The following is a 15531-nucleotide window of genomic DNA, read 5'->3' on the forward strand; positions in this document are numbered from 1 at the left end:
TATCTTTGGCACCATGAAGAGGCTGTCCCTGAGTCCGTAGACCTGGGGACGGCCTCTTTGTTTGTTCGACATTAACTTTGAAAATATTGCCTAATCCCCAAAATATTTATATTCCTTAAGCCAGATTTACTATAAGATATAGGAAGTACAGTCGTAATTTGGGGGTTCGACCACATGGAAAACAATTACCTCGCCGAGGTTCGACGACGTTGCATCGCCTATGGAATGCAGCCAACCGATGTTCCCTCACTCCGAACAACCGTGTCCGAAGAGCATCTACAGAGACAGAAGCGGCTTTATGCCGACATTCTGGAGGTTACCAAGGGATTTGGAGAGAACACGATTCAATTACTAAACGGGCAAATGGTTTCATTCGTCGTCACGGATGACAAAGGTTTGGTTATTGATTCCTTCGGTGATCGAATTATGAGAGAAAATCTGTCGCAATTGAATATTAAAGAAGGGAGCTTACTCATTGAGAGAGAGGTGGGGATTTGTGCGACGCTGATCACGCTGGAGTACAAAATTCCATTTCAAACGGTGGGGACGGATCATTTCCATCTTGTTCTGCACGAATCCGCCTGCCACAGCGTCCCGTTTTCGTTTCCTGGCAATCATGGGGTGCGCGAAGGAACGATCTCCCTGATGACAAGCATCGTCGATTTCAGCAATTACCAGCTCGCCATGCTCGTCAATATGGCGGAATCCATGGGAAGGGAGCTGAAGCTGAGAAAAGCGAACCAGCGGCAGCTGGATCTGCACCATCTCATGGTCGACAATTTGGATACCGGAATTCTTTTGGCTGACCGCTCCGGAATTATAGTCGATTTCAACCACGTCGCCCTAAACATCATCCCCGATTATATTTCCGTCGGACAGTCCTCCTATCAAATTGCGGAGCTCGGACCGCATTTTTTGCAAACAATCGCTAACGGCCAGCGGCAGCGGGGAATCGAGGTTCATTTTCACGCCGGCGGGACACGCACGGTTTGCCTTGCCGACATCATTCCGATATTTGAAAATGGGATCATCCAAGGCGCCTATGCGCAGCTGCGGGATATTACCGAACGTTTTTTGTTGGAGCAGCAGATCATCGTCAGCGAAAAGCTATCGGCCATCGGCAAGCTGGCCGCCGGTTTAGCCCATGAAATCCGCAACCCGCTAACCTCCATCATGGGCTTTGTGCAAATTATCCGCGAGCGGCCGCTGGACCCGGACACGACCCGTTATTTGGGTTTCGTACACGAGGAGCTGGTGCGCGTCAAAAATCTCGTATCGGATTTTGTCACGATGTCCAAGCCTTCTTTTCCAATCGTCAAGCCGATCGAAATCAATCTGTTCCTTGACAGCGTGCTTGATTTTATGGAAGGACAGGCCGCGCTGCACGATATCCGGTTTATCCGGGATTACCATACCCGTGACCAGGACATCCTGTATGCCGATGCTTCGCAAATTAAGCAGGTACTGATCAATATTTTACAAAATGCCGTTGAAGCGTCCCAGCCTAAAGAAGCCGTAACCTTAAAATCTACCATTCAAAACAAACATCTAACCATCACTATTTCTGACAATGGCACCGGTATTAGTCCAGAAAACCTCACAAAAATACAGAATCCTTTTTTTACGACCAAAGAGAACGGAACGGGCCTGGGTCTATCCGTATCCTACCGCATTATTAACAACCACAACGGAGAGATCACCGTCGACTCCAGATTGGGTGCAGGAACGGAATTCAATATCCGATTACCTTTGTCAGGCATTTTAAAGGAGTGTCCTGTGTGAAAAATGTCGTAGAGCTCTTAGTTGAAACGCTGGTCAGTCTGGATATTCAGCATGCTTTCGGAATTCCGGGCAAATCCGTTGCCCCTGTGATTCTGGAATTTGGCAACCAGGGGATCGAATTTATTCTGGGAAGGCATGAAAGCGGGGCGGGTTTTGCAGCCGGAGGTTATGCTTTTGCGGGGAAAAGGCTGGGGGTGGTCGTCGGAACTTCAGGACCGGGAGGGACCAATCTGGTCACTGCCGCAGCGCATGCGAAAATGAACTGCCTTCCCGTTCTCTTCATCACGGGACATCAGTCGGCGGCGGAAACAGGGATCCCGCAGTGCCAGGATTCTTCGTTATTCGGCATCGATTTGGCGGAAATTATGAAACCCGTCACGCTGTTCAGCACGATGGTTTCCCGCGCCGATACCTTCCCGGCGATTCTTAATCATGCGCTTCGCGAAGCCATGACCGGACGCAAAGGTCCGGTACATCTGTGCATCCCGTTTGATGTGATGATTTCGCCAGTAGCCGAGACGAATATCCATATTCCGTCAAGCCGCCTAAACTATGCCGCAACCAATCTGACGGATGTGGTGAATCAGGTGCGAGTCGCCCGAAACCCGGTCATTCTGGCAGGAAAGGGGGTCGTCCTCTCCGGAGCTCAGGAGCCCCTCGCCAGGTTCGCCGCGCAGTTTCAGATTCCCGTCGTCACAACTCCCGGTGGCAAGGGGAGCATCCATTCGATGCATCCACAATATTACGGACCTTTTGGTCTGGGCGGACACCAAAAAGCCAAGCACCTGCTGGAGTCGGACGTTGACCTGATGCTGGTGATGGGATCGCGTTTGAGCGATACCGCACTGGCGGGCTTGGACCGTTCTTATTTCCCGCAAAAGATCATTCAGTTCGATATCTCTTATGAATTTATGGGCGGGATTATCCAGGCTGAGCATACGCATGTGTTCGGCGATATTACAACGAATCTCGACGAGTTGCTGCGCCTGTATCCGAATGAAAACGTGAGTGATGACTTGCGGTTTGGTGAGCGGTATCATGATCCGCTGCCCGAGCTTCAATCCCTTTCGGTCGCGGAAGTCTGCCAGGCGGTAGGGGATATCATTCCTGAGCGAACCACGGTTTTTGCCGATGATGGCGCACATGGGTACCATGCGGTTCGATGGCTGGATGTAAAGCCGGGCGTCACATTTTTCTTCGACTCCTATTTTGCTTCCATGGCCAATGCGATCGGGATGGCGATTGGTACAAAATTTGCCGACCGGGACCAGAACGTCATCTGCTTGACGGGAGACGGCTGTTTATTTATGCTGGGCTCCGAAATCTCGACCTGCGTCGCCGAGCAGCTTCCGGTTATTTTTATCGTCATCAATAACGGACAGCTGGATATGGCATTAAAAGGGATGCGCGAGTTTACCGGAAGAACCGACGGCACGGTCTTTAAGCAGCCTTTGGATGCCGCAGCGTATGCGGCTTCAATGGGAGCGGACAGCGCACGGTGCACGACGCTCAGCGAATTTACGGATGTTTTTAAACAGGCACTGCAGCTCAATAAGCCTTTTGTGATTGACGTGATCGTGGACAAAGAGGAGATCCCTTCCACCTTGGCCCGGCAAATGAAGCTCGATTAAGATATTTTTGCATAACCGAATTGACCGGATCACGCGAGAGAAGCGCCATATTGGCGCTTTTTTATTTTTGCAAATTTTCGTTTTTTTGATAGATTGGGAGGATTGTTTAGCGGCATTAGGAATTGGGTTCATCCCAAATATGGGCAAATCATGTGAGTATTTAGCCCTAATTCTTTGGAAAACGGTTTTCATAGCCAGTTATTTCTATTAGCATAATGCTAACAACTCTCAATGGAGGTATGAACAAGATGTATTCATTTCAGTCATTGATCTCAAGGAACAAGCATTTTAAATTATTCTGCTTCGTTGCTCTTTCCATCCTGCTCTTTGGGATGTCGAGTCTGACCGCCTTTGCGGCATCGCCGGGAAAAACCGTCAACGCTTCGGCGAAACTGGCATACAACCTTAAAGGACTTCATCATAAACTGGCGGTTCAGAAAGCTTATATTGCTTCGAAATACGTATATGTTACCCAGCGGTCCAAAGGGACGGTCTATCTATCAAGGCTGGTTATCAACGGCAATACCGCTACATACAAGGATGAAATGAAGATCACCAATGCCGGTCACGGGCAAACGCTTGATATGTATACCTACAAAGGGATCAACTATTTTTACTTCAGCTCAAAAGCCGATCCTTCAACAAGCAATTATTGGTCGCTCCAGGTCGCGAGACTTCAATATTCGGCCGGCAAGACCTTGGATTATACGGACCTTCACCGGTTCACGTATATGAATTACGCTAACAAAAAGGGCACAAGACTAGGCGACACGTACCGTGTTGACGGCGGCGGAAACAGCACATATACTTTTTTTCGGGTTCAAACGAAACAAGGAAAGGTCACCTGGTCCGTTTATGATACGGTTAAACTGAACAAGCTGCTGGACAGCAACGAGCAGGTCCGTCTGGATAGTGCGGCGGCGAGGGCAGCATGTGTATCCAGCTTTACCCAGTCGGGCAGTGCCATCGTGAGACCGAACGGTTCTTTCCAAGGCGCCGACCTGCTTGGCAAAACGGAAATTTATACGTCTGGCGGCGCTGAAGGAAACACCCCGCAGATTGCTATGATATCTAACACGGGAGCTTATAAGAGCCTGGTGAAAATCACCAACGTGGGAAAACATGAAATCGAGGGCGTACAAAACAAAAACGGGAACGTTTATTTTAATATCGTAACCAATCCCGACAGTAAGCAGAATACCCAGAAAATTTTTTACGTTCCAGACAGCATTTTTTAATCGCGATCGTGCTAGCTGGTTCGATGAAAAGACAGAAAACAACCTGAGCATGGTTCAGGTTGTTTTTCTATTGGGAGCGATTATGAAATTTTTCCAGGCGTCCGTTACCATGATAAAATAGTACGGAGCTATTCAACTTCTAATTATTTAACGAATCGTCATTGCAAAGGAAAGGTGAAGAAAATTGTCAGCCAAGACGAATGCCTGCCGAATACTCGACACGCTTCAAATCAAGTATTCGCTGCACGAATATGAATGGGACGAAAATCAGCTAGATGCGGCAACGGTTGCCGCGAAAGTAGGGCTGGAGCCCGGCCAGCTGTTCAAGACGCTCATTTTAAAAGGGGATAAGACAGGGGTCATCGCAGCTTGTATTCCAGGCGACCGGGAACTGAATCTGAAAAGTCTGGCCGCTGCAAGCGGCAATAAAAAAGTGGAGATGGTGCCCGTGAAAGACATTCAATCCTTAACAGGGTATATCCGGGGCGGTGTGTCTCCACTGGGCATGAAAAAGAAGTATCCACTGTATATGAATACATCCGTGAGCTCCATGGAAGTCGTCAGCATTAGCGGAGGAAGACGAGGGCTGCAGATTTTTCTAAGTGGACAGGACTTAGCGGCAGCTGCAGAGGGAGTGCTGGCCGATCTTGTGTACAGTTAGCCCGCGATGATGGAACCGGTTTAAACACATCAACCTGCAGGTCCAATCAGATTTTGCCTATTGAACTCAAAAGCTGCATAAATGCGATAAAAAAGCCGCCAATCAACACTAAAACAATGACCATGATCAATACAAATCTTTTTCCATCCATCGTTAAACACCTCAGGATGATTATACCAAAAGATAGCCCTGATCCATAACAAATATGGAACGCTAGGCGGGAACTTATTAGGAGGTAGTTATGAAGGTAGAAATTGAAGTCAAAGCGTTCGGAAAAGAAAATGTCGAAGGAACCACTGACGCATTTAAAAGCACCGAGCTTTCACGGGTGTATTATCTGTCAGAGGACACAACATTAGTGGAAGTCTTCACCTTATTAAGTGGCGCTTTCGATGAAGCGGAGAGCAATTATGCGGACCCAGAGCAATGTCTGGGGAAAATTGTGATTCGGGCGAAAAAAGAAAACGGTGAAATTCATTTCTTGGGTTAATAACAATCTTATCTATCCATAATTAGTATAGAAGAAAGGAAGGATTTATTATGAACGTACTGATTATCGGAGCCAATGGCCAGATTGGCCGGCATCTTGTAAGAAAGCTGCAGGAATCCAACAAGCACAATGCCATCGCAATGGTACGAAGCGACGAGCAGAAAGCGGCATTTGAAGAGCAGGGTGTGCAAGCGGTGCTTGCTGACCTGGAAGGAAGTATTGATGAGATTGCCCGCGCTGCCGAGGGGGCGGATGCAGTTGTATTTACTGCAGGCTCGGGCGGCCATACAGGAGCCGATAAGACGATGATGATTGATTTGGATGGTGCAATCAAGTCGGTAGAGGCTGCCAAACAAACTGGGGTGCGCCGCTTCATCATGGTGAGCGCGATCGGGGTCCATCACCGCGAGCTTTGGATGGAGAGCGCGCCTTATTACAGCGCCGCGAAGCATTATGCGGATATTTGGCTCGAGCAGAGCGGCCTAGACTATACGATTGTTCGCCCAGGAGGGCTGATCAATGAACCCGGAACAGGGAAGGTCACCGCGGCAGTTGATCTGGATCGGGGGAAAATTCCCCGCGAAGATGTGGCTGAGGCTATACTTGCATCATTGGAAAATCCTCATACCGTCGGTAAAGCTTTTGATATAATTAGTGGCGAAACCCCAATCATGGAAGCGTTAAACGCGTTATAATCACCGTAAGTTCCGTAGGGTTTTATCCCGCTTATCTCTATAGAAAACCAAGTTTATCAAAGCCGCTGAATAAGCGGTTTTTTTCTGTAGCGTCATGCCTGTTACTCAGTCCCATGAGCGTGGCTCTAAGGGAAAAGGTCGAATGGATCAAGGAGGATAACCGATCGTTATCACGAAGTAAAAAAAGATTCCGAATTGTTTTTCGCCAATTTATATCTAGTACCAATATGCCGAGTATTTCGAAAGGGAGCGGATAATCGCATGCATCGTCATCCATCGTATAATTTGCTGCTTCACGACGACGAAGAACTAGCAGAATATCTAGGCAGCCCGGTCTCACAACGGCTCACCATTCACGAGTGGCCATTATCGTGTGTTCAGCGCATGGTTACGGAGCAGGGAGGCCGCTACATTTATAAAGTTCAGGCTCCGCCGACGCTGGAAGCCCAATTTTATGCTCGTGCCCAATCTCCGCTCCTGGTGCCGGTTCGCGTGATTGAAGCGAAGGACAATATGACGGCTATGCTAATGGAAGAAATCCAGTCGCCGCGACTGAAGGACATTCCTTTAAAAGATTCGGAGGCAGCCACCATCGCCAATGATCTGATAGACATGATCTCACAGATCCATGGAGATTTGCCTGTCATGTTCGACATCAGTACGGAAGAAGGATGGGCCGCATATATCGAGGGTGCTCTTCATGATATTTCCGAATGTATTCATGAAGGAAGCTTCAAGGAAGTGGACATCGGCAAGGTCAACAAATTGCGAGAGTGGAGTCAAGCCCCGGCATTGCTTACCGAACTCCGTTCACCTTCAGGATATGTTCATGCAGACCTTAAAGCGGAAAATGTGCTGGTGACAAACGACGGGTACCGGGTCCTCGACTGGCAGCGCCCGATTCGGGGGCCGGTATCGCTGGATGCTGCAACTTTATTACATTCGCTGGGGATTGATCCTGTTCGTTACGTCCCCATCGGCATTATGCAAATCTATCATTTCCTGCATCTCGCATGGTATGCCCAAGCGGCCAGGAAATGGGTTCCTCAGGGGAAGCCGTGGTTCGACCGCCTTATTGCCGAAATTGCTCGCGACCTCGAGCTGAAGCAGATCTAACATAGCAGCGACCAACCCCAATAACAAAAGCTACCGGGCATCGTGCGAACTTACCTCTATCATGCTGATGAAGCTCGTCTCGACCGAAACGTTCCTGATACGTTAACTATAAGACACCTCTTGCATGCCCATGAGGCATTTTTAGAGGTGCCTTATTATGTTCATAACTACATTTTCAGCTCAGGCGACGATCTTTGACCTAATTAAAAGAACAGCGTTCGCTCATTTTACAGCCGTATTCTTGAAAAAGTCGATGGGCGCCGTGCCTTCGGCTTTCCATACCGTGCCGCGCTGCTCGTACTGGAATAAGTTTTCTACAGCGTTAGCGATCTGCGGCCCCAACTCGCGTTCGACCAAATATAGAGCTACGTCCAATCCCGAAGTCACGCCTCCGCCGCTGACCAGGCGTGGTCCATCCTCAACAACTCTGGCCTCTACCGGGATTGCGCCCGCCGCACCTAACGCAGCCATGCCAATCGGATTAGTCACGGCATGCCGGTCTTTCAGCAGTCCATCCATCGCAAGCAATAAGGAACCTCCGCATACCGTTGCTACCGTCACTTCTTTATCGTCCATTGCCTGTTTGATCATGCTGGTTAAGGACGTTTGCTTCGCCTTCCAAAGAAGGTTCGGAATGGTATCAGGAGTATTTCCCGCCGGCTTGCCAGCAGCACCAGGCACCACAATAATTCCCGGTTGATGGGGGTCCAGCTTGGATTTCGCTTCGAGAGAGGGTCCACCCAGTCCGCTCGGAACAGAACGCTTGCCTTCTGCAGACACCAGTTCGACCGTCACTTTGTCACCAGAATACATACCCGCAGCGGTAAATACTTCATAGGGCGCCAAGGCGTCGAGCAAATCGAATCCATCGAACAGCACGACTTGAACATGAAGATTATCCTTCCTGTTTTGATTGTCTGGTGCAGCAGTCGCACTTGCGGCGGGAACAGCCAGACTGAGTACCAATGCCAATGACAAAAATAAGGCAAACATCTTTCTCATTTCTGAATCTTCCTTTCTCTTCGCACCAAGCCCAGGCAATATAGCTCATGCGTTTTTTATTAGCAGTAGAATCATATCAAGCGAATATCACAAACGGCGTTCTATAAAAGTCACAAAAGGATCAACAACTCCTCACAATCCATGGAGCCATGAAAATATGAAAATCTTGACTCCAAAACGAGAACAATCCTTAACCCATCGCACTAAAGCAAACTCTATAATAAAACTTGTCATAAACAATCTTAAGCCTTGGACGGTTAAAGCACAGGAGATTTATTTTACAGAATGTTTTTTGCGCGGATGAAGGAGGCGTTATACATGAGAATAAGACGCAGGCATTTCAGAGCAGCAGTCCTTGTGTCCATTTTGGCAGCCGTTCTTACGGGGTGTGCTAAAGGGGCGGAACCAGCAGCGGCCGCGCTGTCTTCGGCTGATATCCCCATTCAGCCGCAGCAGGGAAAGGAGCTCATTTGGAACGGGAATACCCCGTATGATCTCCCGGTCATCGATTTCGTCGATTCAAAAACGGGATTTGCGGTCAAAGAGCGCACTGACACTCAACTATGGCTGCTGTCCACCCAGGACGGCGGAACGCATTGGCAGGAACAGAATTTGCCTGGGAAGTATATACGCAGCCTGGATTTTATCAATGTCAAAACCGGGTATGCTTTGGTCGAAGACAACTGTTCCAGTAGCGCAGGACAACTGCGGTGCAAACGGATCAGCCTGCTGAAAACCGGGGACGGCGGCCGCACCTGGAACACAAAATGGAAGTCCGAATCCCAAGAGGACCACAGCGAAGGCAATCCCATTCTGCGGAAATTGTCGTTCGTAAATGAGGAAAGCGGCGCGATGCTCGTAAACGGCCGCCTGCTTCTCACACAGGATGGGGGAAATCATTTTCAAACGGCTGTGTTTGGAATCAAGGACTTCAAACCGATCAGCACCAGTTTCCCGAAAGCCGGCACCGGCTATGTGGTCGGTACGGTCGGCAAGGATGATACCAAGCTTGCTGTTGTAAAGACTAATAATGGTGGGCGGACATGGTCCAAACAGCTGGATCTCTCTGCGAAGGATTCGCCATTGTCCGCCTTTCAAATCCAGTTTGCGAGTGAAAATACCGGTTGGCTCCTGACAAATGAGAAGGGGATGCTCAGCGGGGACGTCTATCGTACCGTTGACGGAGGTAAGCATTGGACTAAAATGAGCACACAGCGGACGGGTCGTCCTTATGTAAACGGTATTCAGCTGATCGACGGGAAATCCGGCGTAATATCGCTGCACCCGGGCGCGGGACCGATCGAAGGAGGCATTTGGCTGACAAAGGACGGCGGCCGCAGCTTTACCAGTGTGAGCAAGGCGGTGGCAGTAAATCAGGTACAGATGGTGTCCGCTAAAGCAATATGGGCCGCCGTCGACGGGATGAACGGCTCCGATTTTCTCATTCACTCGACTGACGGGGGAATAAGCTGGCAGGAGTCTTATCCGCTATCCGAGCCGTATGGCAATCCGACGGAGGACATGGCTTTTATCAATCGTCAACTCGGATTTGGCATCGGGACCCAGCTGGACAGCGGTAAGGTCCTGAAAACGATCGACGGTGGGGCGAGCTGGAAGATCATCGCTTCCCTGGATTTTTATATCCGGGTTGAGAAAATCAGCTTTGTCAGTGAGAAAGAAGGCTTCATGATGGCCTTCCGGGATAAAGACCCCCAGCATGTTTTATTGAAAACCCAGGATGGCGGGCTCACCTGGCATGAAGTTTCCAGCGAATCGCTGAACAACCTGGGGATCGCCGACGTTTCCGCCTTCCGGTTTTTTGACATAAAACATGGCGTCTTGTTCGCAACAGGAGAAGGGAAGGCTATTTATCGCACTTCGGATGGCGGAAAGACTTGGGGCAAAACGCTGGTGAGCAAAGAAATTAGTGAGATGCAAGTCTCCTTGACCTCCTATACCAGTGGATGGCTGCTGAAGCAGACGGACACCAAGGGAAGTCTTGAGCTCATTCGGTTCGGTGCGGACCATTCGGAGGAGACGGTATTGACGCTGGACAAGGACTGGTATCCGGATGCGGTGTATTTTAGCGATGAAACGCACGGATATATGCTTTTTGAAGATTTCGAAGCCACAGACGGTGTGATCACCCGCCTACTGACGACGAATGACGGGGGCCGAACCTGGACGGATCATCCTTTTCCCGCAGATGCCGAGACGGTAGACGTCCGATCGATTGGCTTTTCCGATCCGCAGCATGGCTGGATTCAGTTCCTGCAGGGAACTGCCATAACGGCTGATGGCGGGCTGAGCTGGTCCGTTCAGCAGTGATCATCGACAGGGCTAGCCGGAAATCGGAGAAGCTGAAAACATGTGCCCATTTGCTGCCGCCAAACGGCGGCTTTTTTTTATCCTTCACTTGAACTAAAATCTAATTAAATTTAAAGGAATCGTTCGTTACGCCTTTGAAGAAATAAGGTTAAACCGCGTATTTGCGCGTCATTTTGGCGGGAATCCCGCTTCGGGCAAAGTGATGGTTAAGGTAGGGATGAAATATGAAGGCACGTTACGACAGCATGCTAAAAAGAAGGGGAAGTACGAGGATCTTGTGTATTACGGACTGTTGAAAGAGGAGTACCTTTCTTGAAATGACCGGCAGCGGGTCACATGCAGCATGACCGGCTGCCGGAAAGTACTAAATTAAAGAACGGATTGCACGCGGAGAGTTGAATTCGCCAACGGCTACCTGCTGACAACACGCCATGCATTCAGCTGTCTCTGTACTTCTTTACGTACTTCATCAATGCCCGCCTGTTTCAGTTCATGATTAAACTTGGGGAGAATCGCGCCAACATCGACGGAGCCCGTCATCAGGCTGGGGTAGTATTTCTGCCAGACCATCTCAATGTTATCGGTTTGAGCCGTCATTTTGCTAAGATCCGGCGTAAATCCGAGCACGGCCGATTTGACGACTCCGGCGTTATATTGACGGAACTGCTCCCATTTATCGAGGGGATCCGGGTAGTCGCCGCCCATCGTATTCAGGATAAACCAATTCCCTTGAGTATACTGGACTCCAGCATAACGGGACGAGGCATCGGCTCCATCCTTATCTTTTGAGGTGATGGGGACAACCTGGCCTTTGTCATCAAGCGTGTAGTGCACGCCCTCAATACCGTAATTAAATAAATTCCGTATTTCCGAATCTGTGTTTAGCAGATTCAAAAACTTGATGCTCTCGGCGGGATGCTTGGTGTTGGCATTGACCGCCATAATTCCTCCCCGGACCGATTCCGTGGTGACAACGCTCGGCGTGACGGGATTCGCCACAACCTTGTAGCCGCGGTCCTTACTCCAAGTCGTCTCCGAAAGGGGACCGCCGCCGGAGGATTTCCAGAATACTTTGGCTCCCCGCTTCAAGCCTCCAGGCTCCCGCAGCGCGGCGTCCTTGTTAATGAAGCCAGCCTTGTAATAACGTCGCAGCGTATCCAGAATCTGCCGCGCTTCCTTCGTTTCGAATATATTGACGACCTGGGCGCTCGGATCCAGCGATTTGATCATTAAGGGAATTTTGTTGTTCATGATATATTCATAGCCATCGAGTGCAAAGAAATTGTGCGAATCCCGATCAAGCTCCATCGGCACGTAATCCGGTTCTTTTTGTTGAATCATCCGAAGAAGAGGTTCAAGCGATTCCAACGTATCGTACTTGGAGATGTCGATATGGTATTTATCCACGATGGAAGCAGGGTACATCCACTGATCGCGCACAGCCAGCTCCTTATTGGTAGGAATGCCATATATGCCGCCGTCATTCATGCGAACTCCCTGCCAAAAGATCGGATCAACCTCGTCGTACATCTCCTTGCCCAGTCCCTGAAGGTAGTCATCCAGCCTCAGCCAGGCACCGCGCATCGCCGTGGGGGCGTAATCGGGAACAAAGGCGATGTCGAATGGACTGCCGGCGGAGATGAGCGTGTGCAGCCGATCTTCATATTCCTGCCAACCGACCTTGATATACGTGACGGTGACGCCGATTTTGGGTGCCATGATTTCGTTGATCTTATCGTTCACGAGCTGCAAATCCTTATCAGGTTCTCCAATCGTATAATAAATCAGATTGACCGGTGCGCCGTCATCGGAGTCGCTATTTTGGCCGGACTGACGAAAGCAGCCTGTCGACGATAAGAGCAGCAGAATCAGAGAGAGGGTCATTAAGACCGGCTTGCGTCTATAATTCATAACCACCAGCAACCTCCTTTCTGAAAAGTACGCAGCTTAAGCTTTTCCGCGGAGCTCGGAAGGAGATTTTCCGAAAAAGCTATGAAAGTGCGTATAGAAATAATTGAGATTGTTGTAGCCGACGGAAAACGCGATATAAGATATTTTTTCTTCGGTTGAACGGATTCGGTCCTCTGCGAGCAGCATTCGGTATGCCATGAGGTACTCCGAAAACTTCATACCGGTCTCTTTAAGAAACAGCTGTCCCAGGTAAGTACTGTTCATTTGGAAGCGCTCCGCTACGGATTTTAACGTTATGTTCTGGGCGTATTCCATCTTGATCATCAGCAAAATGCGGTTGACCAGCTTGGAGAGGTGCTCATATTGAACCCCTAATACGGAATCTCTGTTCAGGTCCTCGCTGTTCTTATCGCCGATCGTACCGTTAAGATCCTCGACAATGATTTTCTCAATGACTTGCTGCAGCTTGGTGCGCTCCACCGGTTTGAGCAGATAGTCTTTGACGCCGCAGCGAATGGCTTCCTGAGCATATTTGAATTCACTATAGCCGCTCATAATAATGTATTTCGTCGGGATCTTAAATTCGTTAAGCCTGCTGATGGTCTCATACCCGAGCGTCTTGCCAATGCAGACATCAAAGATGGCCACGTCCGGCTGCAGGTCAACCACTTTGGTCATGGCTTCCTCAGTCGTTTCACACGTTTCAATGCGGCCAAACCCGTATTGGTTCCAGTCCAGTATCCGTTTCATGCCTTCCAAAATTTGAGGCTCGTCATCCACAATCATCAACTTGTACATGTTCAATCACCTCTTTTGATATCCGTACCGCAATCTTGACCCCGGCTTCCTCGTTATTTGCGATTTCAATCGTACAGCCGTCCCCATAGAAGAAATGCAGCCGCGTATATACGTTGCGGAGCCCGATACTTCCGGAGGAAGCGTCATCCTGGTTAAACAGCGTGCGCCGAACGGTATTTAAACGCTCCGCCGGGATTCCTTGCCCGTTATCCACAAATTCAAGCACATACCCGTCATCGGCTTCCCAGCCATTAACGACGTACAAATTAAACTCATGACCGGCATCGAAGCCGTGGATGAAGAAATTTTCCGCGAGCGGCTGCATCCAAAATTTCACGGTCGGGATCGAGAGGAGGGCTGGTTCCACATTGACCTGATAATAAAAACGTCCCGGATACTTAAACTCCATAATCTCCAAGTATTTCTGCAGCAGTTCCAGCTCGCTGGCAATCGAAATGATATTTTCCTTCTTCACGATTTCGCGGTAGAGCGTCCCTAAAGTCGCAATGGCATCGGCGGTATCTGTGTCCCGGTTGACCAGCGCAGTAGAGCGGATCACCTCCAGCGTATTGTACAGGAAGTGAGGATTAATCTGATTCTGAAGCGCTTTCATTTCGGTTTCCTGCTGCTTTATTTTCAGCAAATATTCATTGCGGATGTACTTATCCAGCTGCTGTATCATATCATCCAACTCACGGGCGATCATTCCGTATTCGTTTCTCCGGTACCGGGCCGGGCGGCTCGTCGTAAAATTGGCCGTTTTGACGCGTCCGATCGACTGGATGATGCGGTGAAGGAAGAGGGCATCATCCCGTAAATTGTAGACAATGAGCAGCAGTACGCTGACCATCGCGGCCAGCACGATCAGGAAGAGGGTGATCAGCATCCCGGCATGCTGACGAATCAGCGTGGACAAATCGATGATGCTGACGAATTTGAAATTAAACTTGGTGGAGGCGAAGGTGACATAAAATATCGGCTTCAGGATTCCCCTTGAAATAATGCCGTGTGTGCGTCCATTTTCCGCAGCCAGGCGGGACATTTGCTCCAAATCTTCGCCGTGTCCGCCGATCAGGTAGATATCGCCGGCAGCACTGACGGCCGCAGCTTCGCCAACTCGGAAATTTTGGACCGATCTGAAAACCTGCTCACTGCTGACCAAAAAGCGCAGCTCTCCGAATTCCTGAGAGCCCAGCGTAGGATTCGACAGTTTCTTGCGGTATACGAAGCCTTTCGTAATCGTGTCATGAAAAGCCTCATCTTTATTCGGAAGTCCGAACGTATAACTGGCGATACCGTTATCGTTAAAGCGTACTACATTGCCGTATTCGCCGGTGTGCAGGCTGATCTGCGTGATCTCGCCCTGCGCCCAGCTGTATAAGTAGGTCTTAAGATCTTCGGGAAAGGAAACCAGCGGCTGCGAGTAGATGCTGTGATCCAGCCTGCTCGTCAAATAGCCTTCAGCACTGCTGCTCGCAAAGCTTCTGGCATCGTCGAGCAATCCCGGATTGGAGTAAATCCGCTGCATGTAGGCCTCGATACGGTCGGCGTCATACTGCAGTTCATTCTCCACGCGCGAGAATGCGTTCGCCGCCTCGATCCGGGCATTGCCGACCCATTGGTTGAGCAGCATGGCACAGGTCAGCGTGCCCAGCGTGAGTCCGATGCTCACGACGAAGATGACATAGGCGATAAACTTGTGGCGGTAAATTTTGATTTGCAAAAAAGAGCCCATAAGACACCTCGATTGACAGCAACTCGTCGAAAGCATGAATGCTAATCCCAATGTACCACGACTAGTGCAAAGGTACCACGATTAGTACGAAACTTCATCGATGGGAAGGAAAAAGCATCCCTTAAGAGAGTCTCATTAAGGGAT

General features: G+C 49.6%; 13 protein-coding genes. 9 read left to right on the top strand and 4 right to left on the bottom strand.

Features of this window, described 5'->3' with window-relative positions:
- Positions 1–174 precede the first annotated feature (174 nt).
- From GCU45_RS33110 to GCU45_RS33140, 7 genes are all read left to right on the top strand, one after another.
- Positions 175–1782: an ATP-binding protein gene (locus GCU45_RS33110; RefSeq protein ID WP_152404436.1), complete on the top strand. Its 1608-nt coding sequence runs from the start codon at positions 175–177 to the stop codon at positions 1780–1782.
- Positions 1779–3413: a thiamine pyrophosphate-binding protein gene (locus GCU45_RS33115; RefSeq protein ID WP_152404438.1), complete on the top strand. Its 1635-nt coding sequence runs from the start codon at positions 1779–1781 to the stop codon at positions 3411–3413. The genes GCU45_RS33110 and GCU45_RS33115 overlap by 4 nt, the downstream gene beginning before the upstream one ends.
- A 248-nt stretch (positions 3414–3661) precedes the next feature.
- On the top strand, positions 3662–4651 hold the full coding sequence (locus tag GCU45_RS33120) for a helveticin J family class III bacteriocin (protein ID WP_152404440.1): 990 nt from the start codon (positions 3662–3664) through the stop codon (positions 4649–4651).
- A gap of 184 nt (positions 4652–4835) precedes the next feature.
- Positions 4836–5312 carry a Cys-tRNA(Pro) deacylase gene (gene ybaK, locus GCU45_RS33125; protein ID WP_152404442.1) on the top strand — a complete coding sequence of 159 codons (477 nt, stop codon included), beginning with the start codon at positions 4836–4838 and terminating at the stop codon, positions 5310–5312.
- A 241-nt stretch (positions 5313–5553) separates the two neighbouring features.
- On the top strand, positions 5554–5802 hold the full coding sequence (locus tag GCU45_RS33130; RefSeq protein ID WP_152404444.1) for a hypothetical protein: 249 nt from the start codon (positions 5554–5556) through the stop codon (positions 5800–5802).
- Between the two features lie 50 nt (positions 5803–5852).
- Entirely contained in the window at positions 5853–6497 is a 645-nt protein-coding gene (locus GCU45_RS33135; protein ID WP_152404446.1) for an SDR family oxidoreductase, read from the top strand.
- A gap of 261 nt (positions 6498–6758) precedes the next feature.
- Complete coding sequence (locus GCU45_RS33140) at positions 6759–7613, top strand: phosphotransferase (protein ID WP_152404448.1); 855 nt, start codon at positions 6759–6761, stop codon at positions 7611–7613.
- Positions 7614–7835: 222 nt separating this feature from the next.
- Here GCU45_RS33140 and GCU45_RS33145 read toward each other — a convergent pair whose 3' ends face one another.
- Positions 7836–8591, bottom strand: a complete 756-nt coding sequence (locus tag GCU45_RS33145) for a DJ-1/PfpI family protein (protein ID WP_244364718.1) — start codon at positions 8589–8591, stop codon at positions 7836–7838.
- 342 nt (positions 8592–8933) lie between these two features.
- On the opposite strand from GCU45_RS33145, the gene GCU45_RS33150 reads away from it, so the two are divergent.
- On the top strand, positions 8934–10943 hold the full coding sequence (locus GCU45_RS33150; protein ID WP_167527313.1) for a WD40/YVTN/BNR-like repeat-containing protein: 2010 nt from the start codon (positions 8934–8936) through the stop codon (positions 10941–10943).
- A gap of 142 nt (positions 10944–11085) precedes the next feature.
- Positions 11086–11259 carry a GNAT family N-acetyltransferase gene (locus GCU45_RS33155; RefSeq protein WP_244364778.1) on the top strand — a complete coding sequence of 58 codons (174 nt, stop codon included), beginning with the start codon at positions 11086–11088 and terminating at the stop codon, positions 11257–11259.
- A 95-nt stretch (positions 11260–11354) separates the two neighbouring features.
- Here the strand turns inward: GCU45_RS33155 and GCU45_RS33160 are convergent, their stop codons facing one another.
- The 3 genes from GCU45_RS33160 to GCU45_RS33170 are packed head-to-tail and all read right to left on the bottom strand — an operon-like array spanning position 11355 to position 15387.
- Complete coding sequence (locus tag GCU45_RS33160) at positions 11355–12854, bottom strand: ABC transporter substrate-binding protein (protein ID WP_152404454.1); 1500 nt, start codon at positions 12852–12854, stop codon at positions 11355–11357.
- A 36-nt stretch (positions 12855–12890) separates the two neighbouring features.
- Complete coding sequence (locus GCU45_RS33165; RefSeq protein WP_152404456.1) at positions 12891–13652, bottom strand: response regulator transcription factor; 762 nt, start codon at positions 13650–13652, stop codon at positions 12891–12893.
- Positions 13627–15387: a sensor histidine kinase gene (locus GCU45_RS33170; protein WP_152404457.1), complete on the bottom strand. Its 1761-nt coding sequence runs from the start codon at positions 15385–15387 to the stop codon at positions 13627–13629. Before GCU45_RS33170 ends, GCU45_RS33165 begins: the two co-directional genes overlap by 26 nt.
- Positions 15388–15531: the final 144 nt, after the last annotated feature.

It is taken from the genome of Paenibacillus cellulositrophicus, from assembly GCF_009363095.1.
GTDB classification, from domain to species: domain Bacteria; phylum Bacillota; class Bacilli; order Paenibacillales; family Paenibacillaceae; genus Paenibacillus_AQ; species Paenibacillus_AQ favisporus.